Origin of the sequence: Azospirillum oleiclasticum, assembly GCF_013423485.1 — a bacterium.
GTDB lineage: Bacteria > Pseudomonadota > Alphaproteobacteria > Azospirillales > Azospirillaceae > Azospirillum > Azospirillum oleiclasticum.
This window is the reverse complement of sequence record NZ_JABFFR010000033.1, coordinates 18,278-43,100: the sequence shown is the minus strand read 5'-3', so window position 1 is coordinate 43,100 and position 24,823 is coordinate 18,278. Positions and strand designations below refer to the sequence as shown.

The following is a 24,823-nucleotide window of genomic DNA, read 5'->3' as shown; positions in this document are numbered from 1 at the left end:
ACGCAGCGCTCGCCCGAAAGGGGCGGCGCGTGTAGACAAGACGGATGGGAACAGAGCTGACCCCTCTCGACGCCGCCGTCAACCTTCACATGGCCGGCCGGCTGGACGCCGCGGGCGCTGCCTACCGGCGGCTGCTCGCCGACGATCCGGCGCAACCCACCGCCCTGCACCTGCTGGGCGTGGTGGCGGCGCAGGCGGGCGACGGGCCGACGGCGGTGCGCCGGCTGACGAGGGCACGGCTCCTGGCACCCGGCTCGGCGGCGGTGCTGGCGCATCTGGCCGGCGCCCTGCGGCTGGCCGGGCGGGTGGAGGCGGCGCCGCCGATCCTGCGCGCGGCGCTGGTGCTCGATCCCGCGCAGGGCGACGCCGCCGACTCGCTGGGGGCGGTGCTGCACACGCTGGCCGATCACGCCGGCGCCTATGGGTGGTTGACCCGCGCCCACCGGCTGCGCCCCGACCGGGCGGAGACGGTGGTCAATCTTGGCACCGTCCTGCGCGACGCCCGCCATTTCCCGCAGGCGGAATCCTGCTTCGCCGCCGTCCTGCGGGTCCGGCCGGACCATGCCGAGGCCCATCTGGCGCTCGCGGTGTCGCGGCTGGTCCAGGGCGACCTGGAGCGGGGCTTCGCGGAGTTGGAGTGGCGCTGGAAGCGCTTCGCCGCGCCGCGCTGGGACGGCACGCCCCTGGAGGGACGCCGCATCCTGCTGCACACCGAGCAGGGCTTCGGCGACAGCATCCAGTTCGCCCGCTACGCGCCGCTGGTGGCGGCGCGCGGTGGCCGGGTCCTGTTGGAGGTGCACCCGCACCTGACACGCCTGTTCGACGGGCTGTGGCCGGGGGTGACGGTGGTCCGCCATGGCGACCCGCTGCCGGAGCATGACACCCACTGCCCGCTCATGAGCCTGCCAGCGGCCTTCGGCACCACCCTCGACCGCATGCCGCCGGCCGACGCCTATCTGCGGGCCGATCCGGCCGAGGTGGCGCGCTGGAGCGGGCGGCTGCCGGTGGGGCCCGGCCTGCGCGTCGGGCTGGTGTGGGCCGGGAACCCGCGCCACGTCAACGACCACAACCGCTCGCTGCCGGTGTCGCGCTTGGCGCCCCTGCTGTCGGTGCCGGGGATACGCTTCCTCAGCCTTCAGACGGGGGAGGCGCGCGCCGCGCTGCCCGCGGGGGTCACCGACCTGATCGATGGGGTGCGCGACTTCGCCGACACGGCGGCCATCCTCGCCGGGCTCGACCTGCTGGTCACGGTGGACACGGCGGTCGCGCATGTGGCCGGGGCGCTGGGGCGGCCCTGCTGGCTGCTGCTGCCCTACGCGCCCGACTGGCGCTGGCTGCTCGACCGGACGGACAGTCCCTGGTACCGGTCGCTGCGCCTGTTCCGGCAGGACCGGCCGGGCGACTGGGACACGGCGATGGAGTCGGTGGCCGCCGCGCTGCGGGCGATGGCCGCCCGGCAAGAAGCGACCCGCGGCAACGGCCGCTAGGACAAAGATTCCCCCCGACGGGCAAATCCGGGTCCTGCCCCCTGCCGCAAACCGCCCGTCCGACCGCTCGACGACTTGGCACGCACGTTGCTTCTACCCAGGCAACTGATCTTGCCCTCTGGAGTGGAGCACCGCGGCCATGAGCATCTACGGTTCGCTGACGACCGCCGTCACAGGCCTCAACGCGCAGGCTCGCGCCCTTGGCCACATCTCCGACAACATCGCGAACGCCCAGACCATCGGGTACAAGCGTGTGAATTCGGCGTTCGAGACGCTGGTGCTCCAGTCCAACTCGCGCATCCACTCGCCGGGCGGCGTGATGGCGCAGCCGATCTTCGCCAACAACATCCAGGGCAGCCTGACCCAGGTGCAGAGCCCGACCAACGTCGCGATCCAGGGTGCGGGCTTCTTCAGCGTGTCCAAACTGTCGAGCGGGCTGAACGGCCCCGGACAGGTGGGCGAGACGGTGCAGACGCAGACAGGCACGCTGAACGCCGACAACGTCTACTACACCCGTGCCGGCGACTTCGAGCTGGACCAGAACCGCTATCTGGTGAACAGCGCGGGCTTCGCGCTGAACGGGTGGACGGTCGATCCGCTGACCAACCAGCTCAACAAGGACGTCATCCAGCCGATCCAGGTCAACACCCTGATCGACCGGCCGGAGGCGACCAAGAGCATCGACTACGCCGCCAACCTGCCGGCCAACCCGACGCCGGGCGTGCGCATCCCGACTTCCAGCATCCAGGTGTTCGACACCCAGGGCAACGCCCGCACGGTCAACCTGAACTGGCGCCAGCAGTCGTCCAACGACTGGCGCCTGACCGTCGAGGCGCCGGGCAGCAGCGCCCAGCCGGTGGCCGGCAGCTTCACCGGCAACCCGGTCGCCATCGGGCTGGGCCAGAACATCCCCGGCCAGACGGCGATCCCGCAGGTGACGACGATCACGGTGGGCGGCAATAACGACAATGGTGTGGACCGGCTGCGCATCGGCGAGACCTACACGGTCAACGTAGACGGCACCGACTATTCGCTGAAGATCACCAAGGACAACGTCGCCTCGATCCGCACCTATTCCGGCCTGGCCGGGGCGATCGCCAACCAGATCAACTCCGCCTCGCCGTCGCCGCCGGTGATCGCGACGGTGGACGGCGCCATCATCTCGCTGACCGCGCGCAACGCCGGTACGCCCTTCCGCGTGACCAAGACAGTCGACCAGGGCACGGCCACCAACAACACGGTGTCGACCGGCACCCAGACGGCGGCAACCACCTCCACCGGCGAATCCTGGCGCTACAGCTTCCCACAGACCCAGATCGACATCGGCGACGTGTTCAGCGTGACGGTGGACACCGGCGGCACGGAGGGCAAGATCACCGCCAGCGTCACCGTTACCGCCGCCAACTACGCCAGCTTCGTGAACATGTCCGGCGTCACCGAGGCGCTGGCCAACAAGTTCAACCAGATGACCACGCTGGCCACGGCCTCCTCCACCGGCAGTGTCATCACCTTCCAGATGGATGCGGCCGGCGCCAGCTTCCCGGCAGCCGTGCTGCCGCAGACGCTGAATCCGGAGATCTCGGTTGACAACGTGGCGGCGGGCAACAACACGCTGACCGTCTCAACCACGCAGACGAACGTGGCCGGCGTGCGGCAGCAGCAAACAGTGACGCTGACCGGAACGCCCGGCGACGTGGGCGCCATCTACACGCTGCAGGTCAACGGCACACCGGTCACCTACACCACCACCGGCAGCGAGATGACCATGGCGGAGATCACCGCCGCGCTGGCCAACTCCATCAACTCCAACACCTCGCTGCCGGTCACGGCCAGCTCGTCCGGCGGCGTCATCCAACTCACCGCCAAGACCGCATCGACGCCCGCGGTCACCAACACCTTCGATACCGTGACAACAGTGCCGACCGCTACGGTGACGCTTGGTGGTTCGACCCAGATCGATGTGGGCGACACCTACAGAATTGAGGTGGCCGGCGAACCCTTCGAGCTCCCGGTCACAGCCGGCAACTATGAGCAGTATGACACTCCGGCCGAAGTGATGGCCTACTTCGCGTCCGCGATCAACGCGGCGGCAGCGGATGGCACGATCCCGGCCACCTACTCGGCCGCGGTCTCCGGCACGAATGGCCTCGTGATCAGCGGCGTTACCGTCGCTGGCGATGTAACCTCCAACATCTCCAACGCCACGGCCCAGCAGTTCTCGGTTCAGCAGACCGCCGTGGTCGGCGAGACGCCGGCGCACATCGGGCTGACCTTCGGCACCACGCCGGAGACGGTCGGCACGCTGACCCGCATCTCCACCGCCTTTGCCGGCACCGGCACGGCGATCACCGCGGCCAACCAGAACGAAGGCTCGGAAGCGACCATCACCTTCACGGTGAACTACGGCTTCGGCGAGCAGCAGATCACGCTGAACCTCGGCCAGTTCCAGCGGCCGGGCGGCGTGACGCAGTACGCCGGCAGCGAGATCAACGTCTTGCAGTTCGTGCAGGACGGCGTGCCCCGCGGCCAGTTCAAGGACGTGGTGTTCGGCGAGAACGGCGAGGTGCTGGTGAACTACGACAACGGTCGCAGCAAGACGGTAGCCCGCGTGCCGGTGGTCACCTTCAACAACCCCAACGCGCTGCAGCGCGACGCCGGCGGCGTGTTCCTTGAGACCGCGGAAGCGGGCAAGCCGAACTTCAACGACGCTGGCCAGAACGGCTCGGGCCAGGTGATCTCCAACACGGTGGAAGGCTCCAACGTCGATATCGCCGACGAGTTCACCAAGCTGATCGTGACGCAGCGGACCTATTCCGCCAACACCAAGATCGTCACGACCTCCGACGAAATGCTTCAGGAAGTGCTGGGCCTGAAGCGCTAGCCGCCGCCCGGCCGATGACAGGACGGGGCGCTGCCTGAAGCGCCCCGCATCCCCCCCAGGAAAGGTCCCTGACCATGTCGATCTTCGGCGCCTTGAACAGCGCGACCGCGGGGTTGCGCACCGTCCAGGCCAACGTGAAGGTGGTCTCGGACAACATCGCCCGCTCCGACGACCCGACGCGCTCGCGGCACACGCTGTCGCAGACGATCGACTACAGCGGCTTCGTCGTCACCGCCCAGTACCGGCGGGAGACCGACAGCGCGCTGCAGGCCCAGGTGCAGGACCTGACCGCCCGCGACAGCGGCATGCAGACGCGCAGCAACTACATGCAGAAGCTCGGCGACCTGATGGGAACGTCGTCCGGCAACCCGACGCTGAACAGCTACGCCGCCGACTTCTCCAACGCGTTGAAGACGCTGGAAACCTCGCCCGAGAGCGAGGTCGCCTCCTACCAGTTCGTGCAGGCGGCCGACACCTTCGCCCGCGAGATCCAGCGCGTCTCGCAGGGGGTGGAGGACCTGAACCGCGAGATGGGCCGGAACCTGGAGACCTCCGTCAACGAGGTGAACCAGCTGCTGACGCAGGTCGACCGGATCAACCGCGACATCGTCTCGCTGCAGACCCAGGGTGCCGCCGCCAACGAGGTGGCCGACAAGCGCGACCAGCTGATCCGCCAGATCAACGAATATGTGGGCGTGCGCACGGTCGAGCGCCCCGACGGGCGGGTGGCGCTCTTCACCCAGTCCGGCCTCGCCCTGGTCGATGCCCAGGCGGCACAATTTTCCTTCGACGGCGGCAATATCAACCTGTCGGACGGCAATAAAGTCCAGTCGGTCACCGACCATCTGAAGACCGGCAAGATCGGCGCCCTGTTCGACATGAGGCGCGATGGCTCCGTCATGGATCCGCCGAAGCCGGTCAGCAGCGACCCGTCGGCCGAGGTCATCCGCAAGCTGCGCTCGCAGCTCGATGCCTACGCCAACATGTTCGTGGCCAAGACCAAGCCGGGCGAGCCGACCAGCTTCGCCGATGCCTACGACAACGCGGGCCCGACCAAGGACGGCGAGCTGCCGGAGCATTTCTTCATCGGCACCGACCGCTTCACGCTCGCCGTGCACCCCTCTCTGCTCGACAACTCCAAATCCGTCAAGAACGCCGCCATCGGCGAGATGGTGGTGGCGATGAACAAGGTCGGCCGCACGCTGACCGCCGACGGCCTGACCGCCACGGATACCTCCTACGTCGGCGCCGCCTCGGCCATCACCGGCAACTGGATGACCATCGGCAAGACCGCGCAGGACAACGCCGACACCACCAAGGCCTCGCGCGACCTGCTCACCGAGCGGTTCCACAACACCACCGGCGTCAACATCGACGAGGAGATCGCCCTTCTCCAGCAGCTCCAGACCAGCTACGCGGCTTCGGCACGGGTCATGCAAGTGGCTACCACGATGTATGACACGCTGGAGGCGATCGTCAAATGAGCACGATCTCGCAGATCGGCACCTACGCCCGCTACATGGGCACGGTGCGCACCCTGACGAACACGCAGACCAACGTGGACGACCTGACCCGCCAGCTGACGACGGGCAAGAAATCCACGGACCTGCGGGCCTTCGGCGCCGACACGCAGCAGCTCCTCGACCTGCGGTCCGAGCTGGTGAAGCGCGAGAACTACATCCAGGGCATCGACACCGCAATGCCGCGGCTGAAGGCCACGGACACCACCTTGAACGCGCTGGAGAAGATCGCCTCGGACTGGCAGACCAACAACCTGCTGCCCTTCCAGCCGGGTCCGCCCAGCATCACCGCCGTCCACAACGCCAACCCCGACGGAATGAAGGTGACGGTCAACGCCGACACTTCCACCTTCAAGCAGAACTCCCGCTTCACGGTCACCGCCATCCCGTCGCAGACCGCCGGCAACGGCAGCTACGACATCACCGTGACCGACGGGCTGGGCGGGCGCACCACCCGCACCATCAACCTGCGCACGGTGCCGCCCGACGACGGCAAGGGGTACAACTTCACCATGTCCGGCGGGCCGGGCAACGGTGCGGTGGTCAACCTGAACATCGAATCGCTGGCCTCGGCCTCCAGCAGCACCTTCACCGTGGACTTCCCGCAGGCCACGCAGACGCTGGACCGGGTGGAAGGCGCCATGCGCGACATCCGCCAGTACCTGAACGAGCGCTTCGGCGACCGCTTCCTGTTCGCCGGATCGCGCTATGGGACTGAGCCGGTGGACGATCTGCTGTCGCAGCGCCAGCACAGCGCGGTGACCCTCAACGGCGCGATCGCCGACGAGGGCGACTATTACGAGGTGACGGTCAACAACCAGGTGTTCAGCTACACCGTTCCGGCCGGCGGCCCCTACAACATCTCCGCCATCGCCACCCAGCTGACCAGCACCATCAACGCCGCCTCCCCCGCCCTGCCGGTCACCGTGACCACGGACAACGGCGTGATCAACCTGATCTCGCAGGATCCGAAACAGTCCTTCACCGTGTCGGCGCGCGTGGACAACCGCACCATCGTCGACAACAGCACCGACGACCCGACCACCACGACCGCGCCGACCCTGCTGCTGCAGCAGGTGGATCAGGTCACGCTGAACGGCGCCGGCGTGGACATCGGCGACACCTTCGAGATGACGGTCGCCGTCGGCGATCCGGAAGACATCTACAACCGGAAGTACTATAGCGAATATCCCGACGTTCCGGAGGACCTGCCCCCCTACCAGGAATACAAGGTCAGCTACACGGTGACGGCGGCGGACTTCCAGTCGGGTGCCGTGACCTCCGTCAGCAACGTCGCCGACCGGCTGCGCCAGCAGTTCGCCGCCCTCAGCCCGGCCCCGCCGGTGACGCTCGACGCGCTGGGATCCGGCCCGAGCATCGTCCTCACCAGCGACAATCCGCTGCCGGCGACCCATGTGGACGCCAACGGCAACCCGACGCGGACGTCGGTGTTCAGCACGGCGATGAAGGTCACCAACGGCACGCTGGCGAACACGGTGACCGTCGCCGACCTGCCGCCGATGGCCGACATGGTGTCCGACGTGCCCTATGTGGGCCAGCCCAACCTGCCCTTCTACGACACCGACTACGGCGGCTGGAACGAGAACGTGAAGGCCTGGGACAAGGCGAAGGTCACGGCCGACGACGGGCTCAGCATCACCTACGGCGTGGTCAGCACCGATCCCGCTTTCCAAACACTGGTCAGTGCCTTCCGCATGGCGCGCGCCGCCGCCGCCAACCCCGGCGACTACGACACCTACGTCACCCGCTCGCTCGAGCTGATGTCGCAGGCCAAGGACGAGCTGCGCTCCGTGCACGCCAAGGTCGCGTCGGACCTGTCGACGCTGGAGCAAAAAAAGACGATGCACAAGGAGGCCAACAACAACGTGGTCGAGCGCATCGCCAAGATCGAAGGCATCGACGAGACCGAGGTCTCCGCCCGCCTGCGCACCGCCATGAACGCGCAGGAGGCGGCCTACACCGTCATCGGCCAGACGCAGAAGCTGTCGCTGCTGAACTACATCGCCTGACCGCAGGCCACGAACGACGACGGGCGCCCCGGCATTCCGGGGCGCCCGTCGTCGTTCGTGGCCTGCGGTCAGATGGAGATGCGCAGGGATTCCCGCGGCGGCTGCGGCGCCTCCCCGCTCACGGCGGGACGCGGCGGCTGCGGCACGGCCTGGACCACGGGCTGCGGTGCGACAGGCGCCGCGGTGGGAGCGCCGTCGAGCTTCACGCCCAGCCCACCCGACACGTTGCGGTTGATGCTGATGAGGGTATCGAGCTTGGTCGCGTCGAGATCGGCCAGCCGCGCCATCGTCTCGCGGTCCACCAGCAGGGACAGCGCGGCGATGTTGGTGCGCAGTTCCGGCGGGAGCACACAGTCGTCCTCGGTGATCGAAGCTTGGAAGATGGTCCAGAGCCGCTGGTTGAGCTGGAGCGCCGCCTGGAGCGCGTCGGGATTGCCGGGATCGCGACTGGCGTCGATCAGGCGCCGCGCCGCTTCGGCCAGCGCCCAGGCTTCGACGTCGCGTGGATCGTCGGAGGTCGGGCGGCTCGCGTATTTCGGTGTCGGCTTCATTCGGAACCCTCGATCGAGACATCCGTCCGAGCACTCGACACACCGGGACGGATACCACGAATTGTGGGGGATCGAGCCGGCTTTGTCAACGCGGGGCACCGGCTCCGGCAACCGGAGCTTCGTCCGCCCGAGATTGGTCACGAGGTAGCGTTGCGCCCAGCAGCGCGCGCGCAGCGGCCTCCACGTGGTCCACGGCGATGCCGTCCATCAGATCCGACGCGCGCGGATCGCGCTTCAGCCGAGCCAGCAGTTCCACCCGCGGCACCGTCCCGGTGACCGCGCGGGCACGCGGTCCCCAGGGACCGTAGGTCTCCGGATAGCCGGGGCCGAACAGGCCCAGCGTCGGCGTGCCGACGGCGGCGGCGATGTGCATCAGGCCGCTGTCGTTGCCGACGAACAGCGCTGCGCGCTCCAGGCAGGCGGCGGCCTCCAGCGGGTCGGTGCGGCCGCCGAGATCGATGGCGCGCGGACCCAGCGCGGCCAGAAGCGGTGCGGCACGGTCGCGCTCGGCTCCGGCGGCGAGCACCGCCACGCCCGCCCCGGCCAGCGGCGCACCGGCGGCGGTCAGACGTCCGGCGAGCGCTGCGAATCGATCCGCCGGCCACTCCTTGCCCAGCCAATTGGCGGTCGGGCCGATGGCCAGCAGCGGCTCCGGCCCGGTGGGCAGCAGGCGCACCGCGGCTGCCCGCGCGGCCTCGTCCAGCCACAGCCGTGGCGCGGGCGGCACCGCCAGCCCGAGCACGCGGGCGAGCTCCTCGACCTTGTGCAACCCCGGCACCGGCCGGCTGTGCACCGCCAGACGGCGCGTCCACAGCAGCCGGCTGACCGCGGAGTTGCGCAGATCGACCACCAGATCCCAGCGGGTGCCGGTACAGGCCGCCCACAGTCCGACCCAGTGGCGCGCATACCGACGCTTGGGCAACGGGATCAGGCGCTCCAGACCGGGCACGGCCCGGAACAGGGGAGCCGGCAGCGGGCCGCAGGCCACGGTGACGCGCGCGTCCCGGTGCCGCTCCACCAGATGGGCGAGCAGCCCGGTGGAGAGCACCGCGTCCCCCAGCCGGTTCGACGTGATGAAGAGGATGCGCACGGCGCCCAGCCCGTCAGCGCGCCGCGGCCGGAACGCGCGGTGCCGTCGTGCGCAGCCCGCGCGCCAGCACCCACAGCGCCGGCACCAGCGCCAACAGCGGGACCGCGTACATCAGGGGAACGAAGGCGATCACCTTGCTCGACAGGCTGGTGAAGCCGAGCGATGCCGCCTGCACCATGATCACCAGCAGCACGGCCGCGGTGATCCGCTGCGCCTGGCCGCGCCGGTTGAATTCGCCCGACAGGAGGCAGGCCAGCCCGATCAGCGCGAAGCTGAGCGCCAGCAGCGGCGACGACAGGCGGTGGTGCAACTCGGCGACGAGCTGGTGCGCCATCCGCTTGTCCTCCACCACGTCGGTGGGCGGGTTCAGCAGATCGGCCGTCGAGCGCTCGCGGGCGTCGGGGAAACGCTCCTGCGCCTTGTCGGTCAGCACCTTCAAATCCACGGCGTAGCGCTCGAACAGAAGCTGGGAAAGGCGGCCGGTGGCGCGGTCCATCTCCTGCCGGTTGCCGTCGAACACCACGAAGCGGGCGCCCGCCCCGCCACTGATCATGACCGCCCGGTCGCCCATGATGGTGATCGGCCTTTCCGGCACCCGTGCGTCGTGGATCATCACGCCGCGCAGATTGCCCTCCGCGTCACGCTCGCGCACATAGACCGACATGCGGTCGCCGATCTCGTTGAACACCCCCTCGCGCAGGAAGAGCTGGGTGTAGTCCTGGCGCACCGAATACTCCATGCGCACCAGCTCCTGGTGCGCCGCCGGCGTGATGTAGAGGTTGAGCGCGTAGACCGCCACCATGACGATGCCGGCCAGCAGCACCGCCGGCTTCGCCAGCGCCGCGGGACCGACACCGGCGGCGCGCATCACCACCAGCTCGCTGTCCATGGTCAGCTTGTTGTAGGTGAACAGGATGGCGCCCACCAGCGCGATGGGCAGCACGATGCCCAGGAAGGTCGGCACGGTCAGCAGCAGCAGCCACAGGAACAGCCGCAGCGGCGCCCCCGCCTCCACCACCAGCTCGATCAGCTTGAGCGACTGGCTGAGCCAGATGGTGAGCGTCAGGCCCGCCGTGGAGTAGAGCGTCGCGACGGCGAGCGAGCGGAACAGGTAGCGTTGCAGTCGGTTCATCACGCGGCGGAATCCCGGACAGGGTGCGAGCCGCAAGCTGATCATCCCACAGCCGGCGGTCAAGGGCCATGCGGTCCTGAGTCGGGATCCGACACCAGGATCTGGCAATAATTGCATTTCTTCTGAAAAACTCTCCTAAAATATGCTCCCGACGTCGGAACCGCACCGCACAAACCCGGAATGCCGCAGCCTGCAAGTTATGAATCTTTCAAACCACCCTTTGATGCGAGACAACGATCAAACAAAGGGCAATCCGAACGCTTCAAGACAAAGGACATGGCAATAACTTGTGCGTCCATGCCAATTTTTTGATCATTCTACATTGTTTGACAACTTGACGCGCATTCTATGACCTTGGGACGAAGCGGCGCCTCGGGTGGCGCCCGCCGCTACGCAAGGCAGGGGAACGGGAGAATGAGGATCACAGCAACGGGTCTGGCCGGGATCGCCCTGGCGGCCTTCACCACGGCCGCCGTGACCATGGGGACCGCCATCACGCCGGCCGCCGCCGCGGAAAAGCTGATCGTCGGCAACGAGGGGACCTATCCGCCCTTCAGCATGGTGGAACCGTCGGGCGCGCTGACCGGCATCGAGCCGGAGCTGATGCGCGAGGCGTGCAAGCGCATGGGCGTGGAGTGCGAGTTCGCGGTGATGGACTTCCAGGCGCTGATCCCGTCGCTGCTGCAGGGCAAGATCGGGGCGCTCGGCTCCCAGCTCACCCCGCTGCCGGAGCGCAAGGCGCGGATGAACTTCACCATCCCCATCATCTTCAACCACGACGCCTTCGTGTACAAGAAGGGCAAGAGCTACGATTTCGGCAAGGGCGGACTGAAGGACGCCCGCGTCGGCGTGCAGAGCGGCACCCCGCAGGCGAAATATGTCGCCACCACCTACCCGCACCTGCAGCCGGCGCTCTACACCAACCCCGACCAGATGAAGCTGGATTTGCTGAATGGGCGGCTGGACATGGTGTTCGGTGCGAACCTGAACTGGACCAGCTCGCTGATCGACACGCCGGACGGCAAGGACTGGCAGCTCGCCAACTTCACCGTGTGGACCGGCGATCCGAGCGTGCCCGAGGCCGAGCGCGGCAGCAGCTGGGCGGTGCCGAAGGGCGACACCGCGTTGCTGGAGAAGATGGACGCCGCGCTGAAGTCGATGATCGCCGATTGCAGCTTCACCACGATCCGCGCCCGCTTCCTGTCGGTTCCCATCGCGCCGATGGAAGCCGCCTGCGTCGCCAAGGCGAAGTGAGACGGGCCGGGTATCGGGCCGCCGGTGCACGGCGCCCGATGTCCGATCGTCAGACGATCAGGTCGAGGAACATGCCGCGCCGGTAGTTGCGCGGCAGGGTGAGCATGCCGTTGACGACCAGGGCGGCCAATTGCCGCAAGGTGGGCATCCGCTGCCGGTGCCCGGCCGCCGGGTCCGCCCGCCCGCGCAACCCCGTGGCGCCGACCGCGGGAGTCCGCGCCCCCGCACCGTCGGAACGGATGGGAAGGTCGTCACGGCTGCCGGTTCGTCTGGTCTCGTCCATGGCGCGGAGTTTATGAAAAATGGCCGGGCGGGGCAACACCGCCCTGCTCCGGAGCCCGTCGGAACGGGCTTGACGCGATTTATCCACAGAAGCGTGGATAAGCTGGTGCATAAGCCTGTGGGACCGGTGGAGCCGCCTGTCCGGAAACGACATTTTCCGCAACGCAGCGATTCCCACCGCTGTCGCGGACGGATGATGCCCGTCCGGACGGCCGAATCCATCCCGCAGGCACGGACGTCGCCACCGGGGCATCCCGCCCGGCCGACCGCCGGTGCGGGCGGACAAGGACAGCCGCGCCGCCGGCTAACTCCGATGCCGGGCTGCACGGCGCATCGTGCATCGCCGAGACTGCGCCGGTGCTCAACCGGAGGGGGACGGCTCCATGGCGCATTACCTGGTCACCGGCGGCTGCGGCTTCATCGGCTCGCACCTCACCGACCGGCTGCTCGCGGACGGGCATCGGGTCACCATCCTCGACGACCTGTCCACCGGCCGCATCGCCAACCGCCCGAAGGCGGCGCGCCTGATCGTCGGTGACGTGGCCGACCCCGAGGCGGTGCAGGACGCAGCGCGGGGGGTCGATGGGATCTTCCACCTCGCCGCGGTGGCGTCGGTGCAGAAATCCAAGGAGCAGTGGACGGCGACCCACCGCACCAACCAGACGGGGGCGGTTGTGGTGTTCGACGCGGCGCGCACCGCGCGTGACGGCGGGCCCGTGCCGGTGGTCTACGCCTCCTCAGCGGCGGTCTATGGCGACAGCCCGTCGGTGCCGCTGGGCGAGGATTCGGAGCTCCGACCCCTGTCGGCCTATGGCGTCGACAAGCTCGGCTGCGAGATGCACGCCCGCGTCGCGTGGCAGATCCACGGAGTGCGCACCACCGGTTTCCGTTTCTTCAACGTCTATGGGCCGCGGCAGGACCCGCATTCCCCCTACTCCGGTGTCATCTCCATCTTCGCCCGCCGGCTGCTCGACGGGTGCCCGGTGGACATCCACGGCGATGGCGAGCAGGTGCGTGACTTCGTCTTCGTCGGCGATGTGGTGCGGTTCCTCACCGCCGCGATGGAGCGGCCGGCGCCGGCGGCGGCGGTCTACAACCTGTGCACGGGACGGCCGACCTCGCTGCTGATGCTGCTCGACGTGCTGGAGGAGCTGTCGCGCCGCCGCGTGCCGCGCCACCACCAGCCGGCGCGGGCCGGCGACATCCGCGTGTCCATCGGCGATCCGGCCAAGGCGCGCGCCGCTTTCGGCATGACCTGCCGGGTCGGGCTGCTGGACGGGTTGAGCGCCACCCTCACGGGCCGGATGCCCTGACCTCCGCCGCCACGCGCCGCACCACCTCCCCCGCCGCGGTTTCGACCGCGGGGGACAGGCTGTCGCCGAAGCCGAAGGCGGCGCCCTCGATGCCGAAGACGATCAACCGCCGCGGCAGCCGGCCGAGCGCACGCGCGGTCTCCACCGCCTCCGCCAGCCCGAACAGGTGGCTGGAGTAATGGAAGAGCCCGGCCGGCAGCGGCTCCGCCGCCGCGTCGATGCGCAGCACGGTGCCGGGGGCCGCATCCGACCGGCAGGCGTCCACCACGATCACCGTGTCGTGGCCCTGCCACGCATCGATCAGCTCCGCCCCCTCTCCGCTCCGCTCCTCCGCCGGGATGCCCAGCGCGCGGAGCCGGTCCACCACTGCCGGTCCCACCCCATCGTCCGACCGGAACCGGTTGCCGATCCCCAGAACGAGCACCCGCCGCATCGATCTTCTCCCGTGGCATCCTGCGAGGTGGCAATGAAGCATGGATCGGCGGCGGGGGCACCACCTATGGCCGCGTCACCAGCCGGATGCCGGCCGCGACGGGAATGATGCCCAGAAGGTCCCAGACCTGCACCGCCTCTCCCAGGATCATCCAGCCGAACAGCAGGCCCAGCGGCGGCATCAGGAAGTGATAGGCGCTGGCCTCCGTCGCCGTGGTCCGCTGCAGGATGCGGAACCACAGCAGGTGCGCGCCGATCGACACCACGAGCACGAGGTAGGCGAGCGACAGGGCGAACTCCGCGGTCGGGCGGATCGCCGGCGCGCCCTCCACCAGCAGGCTGGCCGGCACCAGCGCCAGCCCGCCGGCCAGCACCTGGATTCCGCCGCCAGCCGCCAGGCCGGTCTTCGGGGCGTAGCGCTTGAACAGCAGCGTCCCGGCCGTCAGCGACGCGAGCGCACCCAGCACCAGCCCGATTCCGGCCGGGTCGTCGGCCCCGGTGCCCAGCCGCCCGCGCACCACGATGGCGACGCCGACCACCCCAAGCGTCAGGCCCAGCGCCTTGCGCGCCGTCATCGGCTCGTTCAGCGCCACGCTCGCCACGGCGGCTACCAGCACCGGCGTGCTGCTGACCACGATGGCCGTCAGCCCCGACGACACCAGCGTCATCCCGCTGAAGCTGAGCCCCAGGTAAAGCGCGTGGTTGAGCACGCCCAACCCCGCCAGCACCGCCCAGCCGCGCGCCGACAGACCGCGGAGCTGCCCCATGGCCGCCGCCACCGCCACCAGGATCACGCCGGCCAGCAGGAAGCGTATGGCAAGCAGCAGCAGCGGCGGGCAATCCGCCAGCCCCAGCTTCCCCACCGCGAAGGCGGAACTCCAGGTCAGGCAGAAGGGGACGACGAGGCCGAGCGGGGCCGAGGATGGGGCCGCCGCCGGCCGGGGGATCGCGTCGATGTGCGCCATGGGAAAGCCTCCCGCCGATGTTCGTGGGGATCAGGCTACGCGGGGCGCTGACCATTGGGAAATGGAATGCTATAATGCTTTCCATTCACGGAATGGATGGATCGACGATGCGCGAGATGGACCTGGGCCTGCTGCGGACCTTCGTGTCGGTGGTGGAGGCGGGCGGCTTCACCCGCGCCGGCGAGCGCGTGCACCGCACCCAGTCCACCGTCAGCCAACAAGTGCGGCGGCTGGAGGACGATCTGGGCCTGGTCCTGCTCGACCGCAACAGCCGCTCCATCATGCTGACCGACGACGGGGAGCGGCTTCTGGGCTACGCCCGGCGCATGCTGGCGCTGAACGACGAGGCGCGCTCGATCCTCGCCGGCCGTCCGGTGGCGGAGGTGGTGCGGCTCGGCGTGCCGGAGGATTACGCGGTGGAGCGGCTGCCGCGGGTGCTGTCCGCCTTCGCACGGCGCAACCGGGCGATCCGGCTGGACGTGCGCTGCGACCTGTCGGTGCGGCTGCGCGCCGATCTGGAGACGGGGGAGCTGGACATCGCCCTGGTGAAGCAGGAGCCGGGCCGGACCGGCGCCCGCATGACGTGGCGCGAACCGCTGTGCTGGGTGGGCCCGGAGGAAGAGGCGGTGCATTTCCAGGACCCGATCCCGCTGGTCGTCTTCCCGCAGGGCTGCCTGTACCGCAACCGCGCCATCCACGAGCTGGAGAAGGCGGGCCGCGCCTGGCGGGTGGCCTACTGCAGCCCCAACCTCGCCGGCATCCAGGCGGCCGTCTCCGGCGGGCTGGGGGTCAGCGTTCTGGCGCGCAGCGCCCTGCCCAAGGATGGTTGCATTCTGGGCGAAAACGACGGTTTGCCGCCCTTGCCGGAGACGGAACTGGCCCTGCTGCTGGGCGAGGGGATGCGCAACGACGCTGTCGAGCTGGTCGCCACCACGCTGATCGAGTCGCTCCCGAAACCGGTGTGGGGCTGATCGCCACGGTGCACGACGAATGGCAAAGCCGACGGTGGGAACCTGTGTCCCACCTGTGACGTTATGTTGCAGTTGCGAAAAACTCGCGGAAAGGGCAAGAAAGAGACATTTGGTTGGACCAGAAACAACGGGAGTGCCGAACGATGACCATCGCCGAGGGCCCGCGCACCGCAAGAATCGCATGGCGCACCGCTGAAATCCTCGAGGAGAAGGCCCGCCACACCGCGGACGGGATCGCCCGCCGCCTCGTCCACGAAGGCGGGCTGAGCTGGGACCGGGACGGTGCCGGTGTGCAGACCATCGTGCAGGAGGTGATGACCGGCTGCCGGGTCGTTGACCTGCGCCGCGCCGGGCACTTCTCCGCCTGAGCGTGATCGGGAACCGGGCCAGCGCCGAATGCGCCGGCCCGGCGTTACCCGCCCCGCATCAGCCGCCCTGCGTCAGGCGGCGGGCCGCAAGCAGCGCCAGAACCGGCGCCGCCGCGAAGACCAGGAACAGCCACAGGGCCGCCGACGCGGTCCCCCCGATCCCGCCCGGCTCCGTCAGCCCGGCCATGTTGACCACCATCCCCGCCAGAGCCGCACCCAGCGCCGTCGCCACGAGCTGCACCGTGGTGATCGCCGCGGAGGTCAGATCCGTTTCCCCCGCCGGCGCTGCCCGCAGCACCCCGGTGAGCAGGTGCGGCCAGCCCATGCCCACCCCGGCCCCGACCGCGGTCAGCGCCACGCAGATCGCCGCCAGCGCCGCCGGCCCGCCGGAGCCGGGAATCAGCGCGGCCAGCACCAGCATGCCGGCCAGCGACACCACCGGCCCCAGCAGCAGCACCGGCCGCTCGGCGCCGCCGTGCAGGCCGGAGCTGGCGATGGAGCCGCCGGTCCAGCCCACCGCCATCAGCGCCGCCAGATAGCCGGCCACCAACGGCGACCGGCCGTGCAGCACCTGGAGGAACAGCGGCACGAAGGTCTCCGTCGAGGTGACGGCGACCGACAACAGGCACATGCTGCCGAACAGCCGGCCCAGCCGGGTCGTCGGCCGGTAGGATCCGGTCGGCAGCAGACGGCTGCCCAGCCGCCCGTCGATGACCACCAGAGCGGCGATCAGAAGCCCCGCGACCGCCACCCCGCCGGCGTTCCACAGCGGGTCCGGCCGCAGGCTGCCGACGGAGAGGGCCAGCACCGCCAGCGTCAGCAGGGCGAGCTGCGCCAGCGGCGGCGCCCGGCGCCCGCCCTCCCCTTTGCTGCCGGCCGGCAGCATCAGGAACGCCAGCACCGCGAAGGCCAGCGTCACCGGCACCATCGACCAGAAGGCGGCCCGCCACGCCCCCATCTCGGCGAACACGCCGCCGACGGCCGGGCCGATCAGCGTCGCGACACCCCACATGGCGGAGGTCAACGCGATGGCGCGCGGCCACAGCGGCTCCGCGAAGACGATGCGGATCATCGCGTAGGACAGGCCGAACAGGAATCCGCCGCCCAGCCCCTGCGCCAGCCGCCCCATCAGCATCACCGGCATGGCAGGCGCCGCCGCGCAGACGGTGGTTCCGGCCGCGAACAGCAGCGCCGCGACGGCGTAGGCGCCGCGCGGTCCGACCCCGTGCAGAAGCCGGGCGCACAGCGCCGCTCCGACGATGGACGCCACCACGAACAGCGTCGTGTTCCAGGCGTAGAGGTCCAGCCCGCCGATGTCGGCGACGACCGACGGCAGGATGGTGGTGACGATGAACACGTTGACGGCGTGCAGCGCCACGCCGCCGGCCAGAATCACGGCGCGCGCTCCGTTGCGCCCGCCGAGCAGGGCGCCCCAGCCCTCCGGCCGGCCACTCGCGGGTGGGGCGCTCACAGGACGCCGGCGGCCTTGAGGGAAGCCAGGGTGTCGGCGTCCAGCCCCAGCAACCCGCCCAGCACTTCGTCGGTGTGCTGGCCCAGCGTCGGGGGTGCCGTCTCGTGCGCGATGGGCGTGCCGCTGTAGCGGATCGGGCTGGCGACCGTGGGCACGGTCCCCGCGGTCGGGTGCGGCAGGTCGCGGCGCAGCCCGCGGGCGATCACCTGCGGATCCTCGAACACGGCGGCGAGGTCGTTGATCGGGCCGCAGGGCACGCCCACCGCCTCCAGCCCCACAAGCCAGTCGCGGCTCGGCCGGGCCTTGATGATCTCCTGAAGCCGCGGCACCAGTTCGGCGCGGTGGCGCACCCGCTCCGGGTTGGTGGCGTAGCGGGGGTCGGCCGCCAGTTCCGGCTGTCCGGCGACGGCGCAGAACTTGGCGAACTGGCCGTCGTTGCCGACCGCCAGGATGATGTGCCCGTCCGCCGTGGCGAAGGCCTGGTAGGGCACGATGTTCGGGTGCGCGTTGCCCATGCGCACCGGCGGCATGCCGGACACGAGGTGGTTCATCGCCTGGTTGGCCAGCACCGCCACCTGCACGTCGAGCAGCGCCAGATCCACCCACTGCCCCTCGCCGGTGCGGTCGCGGTGGGCCAGCGCCCCCAGCACGCCGATGGTGGCGTACAGGCCGGTGAAGATGTCCGTCACCGCCACGCCGACCTTGACCGGGCCGCCGCCCGGCTCCCCGTCCGGCTGGCCGGTGATGCTCATCAGCCCGCCCAGCCCCTGGATCATGAAGTCGTAGCCGGCGCGCGACCGGTACGGCCCGGTCTGCCCGAAGCCGGTGATGGAGCAGTAGACCAGCCGCGGGTTCACCGCCTTCAGGCTGTCGTAGTCGAGCCCGTATTTGACCAGCCCGCCGACCTTGAAGTTCTCGATCACCACATCGCTTTCGGCGGCCAACCGGCGGACGAGCGCCTGCCCCTCCGGCCGCTCGAAATCGATGGTGACGGAGCGCTTGCCGCGGTTGGCGGACAGGAAATAGGCGCTTTCCCGCGGCTCACCGGCATTCGGATCGCCAGCCCAGGGCGGCCCCCAGGCTCGGGTGTCGTCCCCCGCCCCCGGCCGCTCGACCTTGATCACCTCGGCGCCGAGGTCGGCCAGGGTCTGGGCGGCCCAGGGGCCGGCGAGCACGCGGCTGAGTTCCAGCACGCGCACGTGCGACAGGGGTCCGGCCACGATGGTCAGCCCGTGAAGGCCTGGAGGCCGGTGATGGCGCGGCCGAGGATCAGCGCGTGGATGTCGTGCGTGCCCTCGTAGGTGTTCACCGCCTCCAGGTTCATCACGTGGCGGATGACGTGATACTCGTCGGCTATGCCGTTGCCGCCATGCATGTCGCGGGCGACCCGCGCGATGTCCAGCGCCTTGCCGCAGGAGTTGCGCTTGATCAGGGAGATGGCCTCGGGGGCCGCCTTGCCTTCGTCCATCAGGTGGCCGACGCGCAGGCAGGATTGCAGGCCGATGGCGATCTCCGTCTCCATGTCCGCCATCTTCTTCTGCATGAGCTGGGTGGCGGCGAGCGGACGGCCGAACATCTTGCGGTCCAGCGTGTATTGCCGGGCGGCGTGGAAGCAGAACTCCGCAGCACCCAAGGCACCCCAGGCGATGCCGTAGCGCGCCCGGTTCAGGCAGCCGAAGGGGCCGGGCAGGCCCTTGATCTCCGGGAAGCGGTTCTCTTCCGGTACGAAGACCTCGTCCATGGCGATGCCGCCGGTGATCGAGGCGCGCAAGCTGAACTTGCCCTCGATCTTCGGGGCGGTCAGGCCCTTCATGCCCTTTTCCAGCACGAAGCCGCGGATGTCCCCGGCGTCGTCCTTGGCCCACACCACGAACACGTCGGCGATGGGGGAATTGGTGATCCACTGCTTGGCGCCCGACAGCAGATAGCCGCCGTCCACCTTGCGGGCGCGGGTCTTCATGCTGGACGGGTCGGAACCGGCGTCCGGCTCGGTCAGGCCGAAGCAGCCCACCCATTCGCCGGTCGCCAGCTTCGGCAGGTAGCGCTCGCGCGTCGCCTCGGTGCCGTAGGCGTAGATGGGGTGCATGACCAGCGAGGACTGCACCGACATGGCGGAGCGGTAGCCACTGTCGACACGCTCGACCTCGCGCGCAATCAGGCCGTAGCTGACGTAGTTCACGCCCGCGCAGCCATAGCCGTCGATGGTCGCGCCGAGGAAGCCCAGCTCCCCCATCTCGTTCATGATCTCGCGGTGGAAAATCTCGTGCCGGTTGGCCTCCAGCACACGGGGAAGCAGCTTCTCCTGGCAGTAGTCGCGGGCGCTGTCGCGCACCATGCGCTCCTCGTCCGTAAGCTGCTCGTCGAGCAGGAACGGGTCCTCCCAGGTGAAGGTGCCGAGCTTCGCCGACGCGGCTCCGGTCTTCGCTGCCATCTCCAACGCTCCATCCATTCTCTCTCGGACCGGGCGCCGAACCACGGGTACCCGGAAAGACGCGCAGCATACAGAAGCCGGAGCCGACCTGGAACAGGCTCCGGCGCAGCTCTACGGAGCGTTTCCGCGCAGCCGCTCCGTCCGCCGCCGCAGCGCCTCCATCACCACGAGCAGGATGATGGACAGCGCCGTCAGGATCACCGCCACGGCGGTGATGGTGGGGCTGATGTTCTCGCGGATGCCGGCGAACATCTCGCGCGGCAGGGTGCGTTGCTCGGGCCCGGCCAGGAACAGCACGGTCACCACCTCGTCGAAGGAGGTGGCGAAGGCGAACAGGCCGCCGGACGCCATGCCCGGCAGGATCAGCGGCAGCGTCACCCGGCGGAACGCCACCACCGGCGACGCGCCGAGCGAAGCGGCGGCGCGCACGAGGTTCATGTCGAAGCCCTGGAGCGTGGCGGAGACGGTCACCACCACGAAGGGCGTCGCCAACGCAGTGTGCGCCAGGATCAGCCCCCAATAATTGCCGGTCAGCCCGAGCGGCGCGAAGAAGAAGTAGAGGCCGACACCGGTGATCACCACCGGCACCACCATGGGCGACAGCACCACCGCCAGCACCACCGCCTTCCAGCGGCTCTTCCAGGTGGACAGCCCCAGGGCCGCCAGGGTGCCGAGAAGCATCGCCAGCAGGGTGGAGGCGATGCCGATGATGAAGCTGTTCTTCACCGACAGCATCCAGCGGTCGGACTGCAGGAAATCCTGATACCAGCGCAAGGAGAAGCCCGGCAGCGGGTAGGTGAGGAAGGAGCCAGAGCTGAAGGACAGCGGCACGATCGCCAGGATCGGCGCCACCAGGAAGGCGAAGACCAGCGCCGACACCACCACGGTGGCGCCCCAGGCGAAACGCTGGCCGGTGGTGCGGGGCGCGTGGTTGCTCATGACTTGAGCCCCCCGCTGGTGGCACCGGCCTGCACCAGCCGGCCATAGACCACGCCCAGCACACTGGTCGCCACCAGCAGGACCGCCCCCAGGGCCGAGGCGAGGCCCCAGTTCACCGTGTCCGTGGTGTAGAAGGCGATCAGCGAGCTGATCATCTGGTCGCCGGCCCCGCCGACCAGCGCCGGCGTGATGTAGTAGCCGATGCCCAGGATGAACACGAGCAGGCTGCCCGCCGCGATGCCCGGCAGCGTCTGCGGCAGATACACCCGGACGAAGGCCACGGCCGGCGGCGCGCCCAGGCTGGCGGCGGCCCGCATGTAGGCCGGCGGAATCCCCTTCATCACGCTGTAGAGCGGCAGGATCATGAAGGGCATGAGCACATGCGTCATCGCCACATACACGCCGACGCGGTTGTAGATCATCCGCAGCGGCTCGTCGATCAGCCCCACCCAGCGCAGCGCGTCGTTGACGATGCCGTTGCTCTGCAACAGCACGATCCAGGCGCAGGTGCGCACCAGCAACGAGGTCCAGAAGGACAGCAGGACGAAGATCATCAGCAGGTTGGACTGCCGCGCCGGCAGGTTCGCCAGCAGATAGGCGACCGGAAAGCCCAGGATCAGGCACAGCGCCGTCACCCCGGCACCGATGGTGAAGGTGCGCAGGAAGACGTCTCGGTAGATCGACTGGTCCTCCGGGGCGGACACGACGGCCCCGTCCAGATCGCGCCTCAGGTCGAGCGCCGCCAGCAGGTAGAAGTCGGTGGCGGGACCGCGGGCGCCGCGGATGGCGGCCCAGGTCGAACGCTCCGTCCAGGCCGGGTCGATGGCGGCCAGCGCGTCGCGCGCACCGCCGTCCGGCGGCATGGCCTTGAGCTGCCGGGCGGTGGACATCAGCAGCGTCCGGAAGCCCTGCTGCGCGTAGTTCAGCCGCTTGGCGGCCACCGCCGTGCTGCGCTCGCGGTAGGCCTGCATCAGGTCCTCCGCCAGCGCCGCGTAGACCGGCTCCGCCGGCAGCCCGGCCCCGTCCCAGCCGCCGATGGCGGCGGCGGTGCGCGGGAGCACCTGCGGAACCTCCCAGTCATCGACGCTGCGCCAGAGCATGCCGGCCAGCGGAATCAGGAAGGTGAAGGCCAGGAACAGCAGCAGCGGGCCGACCAGGGCGAAGGCCCGCCACTGCCGCGCCCGCTCCGCCCGCCGCAGCCGGACCTTCAGCGAAGGTCCGGCGGGGCCGGCGGCAACGGGCAGCGCCGTCACTTCGCCGCCCACTTGTTGAAGCGCTCGGTCAGGCGGTCGATGTTCTCAAGCCAGAAGGTGGTGCTGATCTCGATGGCGTTCTTCATGTTGTCCGGCGCCGTCGGCAGATCCGCCAGCACCTTGGCCGGCACCAGCTCCGCCGCCTTCTTGCTGGAGGTGCCGTAGGCGATGCCCTGCGACAGCTTCGCCTGGTTCTCCGGCTTGCCGACGAAGTTGAGGAACTTGTAGGCGGCCTCGGCGTTCGGGCTGCCCTTCAGGATCACCCAGCTGTCGATGGTGAACAGCGAGCCGTTCCACACCATGCCGAAGTTCTTCTTGTCGGTCTTGTTGGCGGCGTCGATGCGGCCGTTGTAGACGGAGGTCATGGCGACCTCGCCCGAAGCGAGGAGCTGCGGCGGCTGGGCGCCGGCCTTCCACCAGACCAGATCGTTCTTGATGCTGTCGAGCTTCTTGAAGGCGCGCTCCACGCCCGCCTCGGTCGCCAGCACCTTGTAGACGTCCTTGGGCGCCACGCCGTCGCCGATCAGCGCGATTTCCAGCGTGGTCTTCGGCCCCTGGCGCAGCGCGCGCTTGCCCGGATAGGTCTTGGTGTCGAAGAAGTCGGCCCAGCCCTTGGGCGCCGTCTTCAGCTTGTCCTTGTCGTAGCCGAGCACGAAATTGTAGATGATCGCGCCGACGCCGCAGGGGTTGACCGCCTCCGCGATGTACTGCTGCTCACCGCCGATGCGGGCGTAGGCGAGCTGCTCGAACAGGCCCTCCTCGCAGCCCAGCGCCAGCTCCTCGCTCTCCACCTGCACCACGTCCCAGGTGGAGGCGCCGCCCTGCACCTTGGCGCGCAGCACGCCGATGCCACCATCCCACGACTCGTCGTTCATCGGGGTGCCGGTGGCCTTGAACGGCTCGAAATAGACCTTCTTCTGCACGTCCTGGTACGCACCGCCCCACGACACCACCGTGAGGTCGCGCGCGGCGGCGGGCGCCGCCCACACCACGCCGGCCACCAGTGTCGCCGCCAGTCCGAACGCCATCCTGTTCGTGGTCATGTCCCTGATCCTTCTTCGTTGTCGTTCCGTCAGGCCGGGTCGAGCGCCCGGCAATCCTCCGGACGGAAGGCGACGGCGACCGCCCGTCCGGGATCCAGGCCGGCCTGGGCGCCGGCCGGCAGCTTCACCATGAACTCCTCGTTGCCGGGCACCGCCAGCACCGCCAGCGCGTGGTCGCCGAGGTAGATCGTCTCCCGCACCGTGGCGGGGAGCCGGTTGAGGGTTCCGTCGTCCGCATCGGCTCCGGTGAGGATCGACACGCGCTCCGGACGCACGGACAGCACCGTTCGCGCACCCACCGTCTCGACGCGTACGGCCTGCGCGGTGACCGCCCCGCCGGCGGCGAGACGCACGCGGCAGAGACCCCGCTCCACCGCCTCCACCGTGCCGTCCAGCGTGTTGTTCTCGCCGATGAAGTTGGCGACGAAGCGGTTGGCCGGGCTCTCGTACAGAGCGTCGGGACGGTCGATCTGCTGGATGATGCCGTCGTTGAACACGGCGATGCGGTCGGACATGGTCAGCGCCTCCCCCTGGTCATGGGTGACGTAGACCACGGTGATGCCGGTCGTCTCGTGGATGTGCTTGATCTCGAGCTGCATGTGCTCGCGGAGGCGCTTGTCGAGCGCGCCCAGCGGCTCGTCCATCAGCACGAGCTGCGGGTTGAAGACCAGCGCGCGGGCGAGCGCCACCCGCTGCTGCTGGCCGCCGGACAGCTGCCCCGGCCGGCGGTTGCCGAGCTGGTCGAGCTGCACCATGGCCAGCGCATTCGCCACGCGATCCGCGATCTCCGCCTTCGGCACCTTGCGCACGCCGAGCGGGAAGGCGACGTTCTCCGCCACCGTCATGTGCGGGAACAGCGCGTAGTTCTGGAAGACCATGCCGATGTTGCGGCGGTGCGGCGGCAGCGTGTTGATGGAGCGGCCGTCCAGCACGATCTGACCGGCTGTCGGCACTTCGAAGCCGGCCAGCATCATCAGGGTCGTCGTCTTGCCCGACCCGCTGGGTCCGAGGAGTGTCAGGAATTCGCCGCGGCGAATGTCGAGGTCCAGGTTCTTCACAACCAGATGAGTGCCATCGTAGGTCTTCTGGACCCCGATGAAGCGCACCAACGCTGCCGTCCCGTCACCGACCGCCATGCCCGCTCCCTGACAGGGGAAGCAGGACTCCAGCCTCGCCTCCGCTGATCCTGCGGACCGTAGCACGCGTTCAACGAGGCGAACAAGACCATTGCGCCTATGCGGGAACGCCGGCCACTCCATCCGGTAGAACGCAACCAAAGATTAACCATGATGGCGTCGACGCGTTTTCGAAAATAGGTAGAATTCAACCACATAACGCACGCGTACCAGAGAAATACGGCATTTTTCCCAAATCTATCACACGCGCAACGTGCGTTAACCCGATATTTCG

21 protein-coding genes are annotated in these 24,823 nt (G+C 69.1%); 8 read left to right on the top strand and 13 right to left on the bottom strand.

Translation table 11 applies throughout. The features are described from left to right. The first annotated feature begins 44 nt into the window (after positions 1 to 44). The 4 genes from HL658_RS27825 (at position 45) to HL658_RS27810 (ending at position 7,918) form a co-directional block, all read left to right on the top strand. On the top strand, positions 45 to 1,487 hold the full coding sequence (locus tag HL658_RS27825) for a tetratricopeptide repeat protein (protein ID WP_180285683.1): 1,443 nt from the start codon (positions 45 to 47) through the stop codon (positions 1,485 to 1,487). 139 nt (positions 1,488 to 1,626) lie between these two features. Next, positions 1,627 to 4,368 carry a flagellar hook-basal body complex protein gene (locus tag HL658_RS27820; protein WP_180285684.1) on the top strand — a complete coding sequence of 914 codons (2,742 nt, stop codon included), beginning with the start codon at positions 1,627 to 1,629 and terminating at the stop codon, positions 4,366 to 4,368. A 74-nt stretch (positions 4,369 to 4,442) separates the two neighbouring features. Then, positions 4,443 to 5,852: a flagellar hook-associated protein FlgK gene (flgK, locus tag HL658_RS27815; protein WP_180285685.1), complete on the top strand. Its 1,410-nt coding sequence runs from the start codon at positions 4,443 to 4,445 to the stop codon at positions 5,850 to 5,852. Next, on the top strand, positions 5,849 to 7,918 hold the full coding sequence (locus HL658_RS27810; RefSeq protein ID WP_180285686.1) for a flagellin: 2,070 nt from the start codon (positions 5,849 to 5,851) through the stop codon (positions 7,916 to 7,918). The genes flgK and HL658_RS27810 overlap by 4 nt, the downstream gene beginning before the upstream one ends. A gap of 68 nt (positions 7,919 to 7,986) precedes the next feature. Here HL658_RS27810 and HL658_RS27805 read toward each other — a convergent pair whose 3' ends face one another. The 3 genes from HL658_RS27805 to lptF all read right to left on the bottom strand — a co-directional run bounded on the left by HL658_RS27805 (position 7,987) and on the right by lptF (position 10,691). Next, positions 7,987 to 8,469: a flagellar biosynthesis regulator FlaF gene (locus HL658_RS27805; RefSeq protein WP_180285687.1), complete on the bottom strand. Its 483-nt coding sequence runs from the start codon at positions 8,467 to 8,469 to the stop codon at positions 7,987 to 7,989. Between the two features lie 85 nt (positions 8,470 to 8,554). After that, positions 8,555 to 9,559 (bottom strand): glycosyltransferase family 9 protein, encoded by a 1,005-nt coding sequence (locus HL658_RS27800; RefSeq protein ID WP_180285688.1) that lies wholly within the window; start codon positions 9,557 to 9,559, stop codon positions 8,555 to 8,557. A 13-nt stretch (positions 9,560 to 9,572) separates the two neighbouring features. Next, the gene (lptF, locus tag HL658_RS27795; RefSeq protein WP_180285689.1) at positions 9,573 to 10,691 is read right to left on the bottom strand and encodes an LPS export ABC transporter permease LptF; all 1,119 of its coding nucleotides are present in this window, start codon (positions 10,689 to 10,691) and stop codon (positions 9,573 to 9,575) included. A 414-nt stretch (positions 10,692 to 11,105) separates the two neighbouring features. Between lptF and HL658_RS27790 the strand changes: the two genes are divergently transcribed. Continuing rightward, a complete protein-coding gene (locus HL658_RS27790; protein WP_180285690.1) occupies positions 11,106 to 11,945 on the top strand; it encodes a substrate-binding periplasmic protein in 840 nt (279 codons plus the stop codon). 49 nt (positions 11,946 to 11,994) lie between these two features. Here the strand turns inward: HL658_RS27790 and HL658_RS27785 are convergent, their stop codons facing one another. After that, the gene (locus HL658_RS27785; protein WP_180285691.1) at positions 11,995 to 12,228 is read right to left on the bottom strand and encodes a hypothetical protein; all 234 of its coding nucleotides are present in this window, start codon (positions 12,226 to 12,228) and stop codon (positions 11,995 to 11,997) included. Between the two features lie 382 nt (positions 12,229 to 12,610). Between HL658_RS27785 and HL658_RS27780 the strand changes: the two genes are divergently transcribed. Continuing rightward, positions 12,611 to 13,540 (top strand): NAD-dependent epimerase/dehydratase family protein, encoded by a 930-nt coding sequence (locus HL658_RS27780; RefSeq protein WP_180285692.1) that lies wholly within the window; start codon positions 12,611 to 12,613, stop codon positions 13,538 to 13,540. Here HL658_RS27780 and HL658_RS27775 read toward each other — a convergent pair. Both HL658_RS27775 and HL658_RS27770 read right to left on the bottom strand, forming a co-directional pair. After that, on the bottom strand, positions 13,521 to 13,973 hold the full coding sequence (locus HL658_RS27775; protein ID WP_180285693.1) for a hydrogenase maturation protease: 453 nt from the start codon (positions 13,971 to 13,973) through the stop codon (positions 13,521 to 13,523). The genes HL658_RS27780 and HL658_RS27775 overlap by 20 nt on opposite strands. 64 nt (positions 13,974 to 14,037) lie before the next feature. Further along, positions 14,038 to 14,937: a DMT family transporter gene (locus tag HL658_RS27770; protein WP_180285694.1), complete on the bottom strand. Its 900-nt coding sequence runs from the start codon at positions 14,935 to 14,937 to the stop codon at positions 14,038 to 14,040. A 107-nt stretch (positions 14,938 to 15,044) separates the two neighbouring features. Here HL658_RS27770 and HL658_RS27765 point away from each other — a divergent pair, with 107 nt between their 5' ends. Both HL658_RS27765 and HL658_RS27760 read left to right on the top strand, forming a co-directional pair. After that, positions 15,045 to 15,908 (top strand): LysR substrate-binding domain-containing protein, encoded by an 864-nt coding sequence (locus HL658_RS27765; RefSeq protein WP_211109866.1) that lies wholly within the window; start codon positions 15,045 to 15,047, stop codon positions 15,906 to 15,908. A gap of 143 nt (positions 15,909 to 16,051) precedes the next feature. Further along, positions 16,052 to 16,276 (top strand): hypothetical protein, encoded by a 225-nt coding sequence (locus HL658_RS27760; protein ID WP_180285696.1) that lies wholly within the window; start codon positions 16,052 to 16,054, stop codon positions 16,274 to 16,276. A gap of 58 nt (positions 16,277 to 16,334) precedes the next feature. On the opposite strand, the gene HL658_RS27755 is transcribed toward HL658_RS27760, so the two are convergent. From HL658_RS27755 to HL658_RS27725, 7 genes are all read right to left on the bottom strand, one after another. Beyond that, on the bottom strand, positions 16,335 to 17,747 hold the full coding sequence (locus tag HL658_RS27755; RefSeq protein ID WP_211109865.1) for an MFS transporter: 1,413 nt from the start codon (positions 17,745 to 17,747) through the stop codon (positions 16,335 to 16,337). Further along, positions 17,744 to 18,967: a CoA transferase gene (locus HL658_RS27750; RefSeq protein ID WP_180285697.1), complete on the bottom strand. Its 1,224-nt coding sequence runs from the start codon at positions 18,965 to 18,967 to the stop codon at positions 17,744 to 17,746. The genes HL658_RS27755 and HL658_RS27750 overlap by 4 nt, the downstream gene beginning before the upstream one ends. A gap of 5 nt (positions 18,968 to 18,972) precedes the next feature. Beyond that, positions 18,973 to 20,178 carry an acyl-CoA dehydrogenase gene (locus HL658_RS27745; RefSeq protein WP_180285698.1) on the bottom strand — a complete coding sequence of 402 codons (1,206 nt, stop codon included), beginning with the start codon at positions 20,176 to 20,178 and terminating at the stop codon, positions 18,973 to 18,975. A gap of 111 nt (positions 20,179 to 20,289) precedes the next feature. Beyond that, complete coding sequence (locus tag HL658_RS27740) at positions 20,290 to 21,117, bottom strand: ABC transporter permease (RefSeq protein WP_180285699.1); 828 nt, start codon at positions 21,115 to 21,117, stop codon at positions 20,290 to 20,292. Then, positions 21,114 to 22,382 carry an ABC transporter permease gene (locus tag HL658_RS27735; protein ID WP_343055373.1) on the bottom strand — a complete coding sequence of 423 codons (1,269 nt, stop codon included), beginning with the start codon at positions 22,380 to 22,382 and terminating at the stop codon, positions 21,114 to 21,116. Before HL658_RS27735 ends, HL658_RS27740 begins: the two co-directional genes overlap by 4 nt. Next, positions 22,367 to 23,413, bottom strand: a complete 1,047-nt coding sequence (locus HL658_RS27730) for an ABC transporter substrate-binding protein (RefSeq protein ID WP_180285701.1) — start codon at positions 23,411 to 23,413, stop codon at positions 22,367 to 22,369. Before HL658_RS27730 ends, HL658_RS27735 begins: the two co-directional genes overlap by 16 nt. 29 nt (positions 23,414 to 23,442) lie before the next feature. Continuing rightward, positions 23,443 to 24,549, bottom strand: coding sequence for an ABC transporter ATP-binding protein (locus HL658_RS27725; RefSeq protein ID WP_180285702.1), 1,107 nt, complete (start codon positions 24,547 to 24,549; stop codon positions 23,443 to 23,445). Positions 24,550 to 24,823: the final 274 nt, after the last annotated feature.

Coding starts and splice junctions, on each gene's coding strand:
- HL658_RS27825 (WP_180285683.1), top strand. CDS start 45: ATGGGAACAGAGCTGACCCCTCTCGACGCCGCCGTCAACCTTCACATG.
- HL658_RS27820 (WP_180285684.1), top strand. CDS start 1,627: ATGAGCATCTACGGTTCGCTGACGACCGCCGTCACAGGCCTCAACGCG.
- flgK (WP_180285685.1), top strand. CDS start 4,443: ATGTCGATCTTCGGCGCCTTGAACAGCGCGACCGCGGGGTTGCGCACC.
- HL658_RS27810 (WP_180285686.1), top strand. CDS start 5,849: ATGAGCACGATCTCGCAGATCGGCACCTACGCCCGCTACATGGGCACG.
- HL658_RS27805 (WP_180285687.1), bottom strand. CDS start 8,469: ATGAAGCCGACACCGAAATACGCGAGCCGCCCGACCTCCGACGATCCA.
- lptF (WP_180285689.1), bottom strand. CDS start 10,691: ATGAACCGACTGCAACGCTACCTGTTCCGCTCGCTCGCCGTCGCGACG.
- HL658_RS27790 (WP_180285690.1), top strand. CDS start 11,106: ATGAGGATCACAGCAACGGGTCTGGCCGGGATCGCCCTGGCGGCCTTC.
- HL658_RS27785 (WP_180285691.1), bottom strand. CDS start 12,228: ATGGACGAGACCAGACGAACCGGCAGCCGTGACGACCTTCCCATCCGT.
- HL658_RS27780 (WP_180285692.1), top strand. CDS start 12,611: ATGGCGCATTACCTGGTCACCGGCGGCTGCGGCTTCATCGGCTCGCAC.
- HL658_RS27775 (WP_180285693.1), bottom strand. CDS start 13,973: ATGCGGCGGGTGCTCGTTCTGGGGATCGGCAACCGGTTCCGGTCGGAC.
- HL658_RS27770 (WP_180285694.1), bottom strand. CDS start 14,937: ATGGCGCACATCGACGCGATCCCCCGGCCGGCGGCGGCCCCATCCTCG.
- HL658_RS27765 (WP_211109866.1), top strand. CDS start 15,045: ATGCGCGAGATGGACCTGGGCCTGCTGCGGACCTTCGTGTCGGTGGTG.
- HL658_RS27760 (WP_180285696.1), top strand. CDS start 16,052: ATGACCATCGCCGAGGGCCCGCGCACCGCAAGAATCGCATGGCGCACC.
- HL658_RS27745 (WP_180285698.1), bottom strand. CDS start 20,178: ATGGCAGCGAAGACCGGAGCCGCGTCGGCGAAGCTCGGCACCTTCACC.
- HL658_RS27740 (WP_180285699.1), bottom strand. CDS start 21,117: ATGAGCAACCACGCGCCCCGCACCACCGGCCAGCGTTTCGCCTGGGGC.
- HL658_RS27730 (WP_180285701.1), bottom strand. CDS start 23,413: ATGACCACGAACAGGATGGCGTTCGGACTGGCGGCGACACTGGTGGCC.
- HL658_RS27725 (WP_180285702.1), bottom strand. CDS start 24,549: ATGGCGGTCGGTGACGGGACGGCAGCGTTGGTGCGCTTCATCGGGGTC.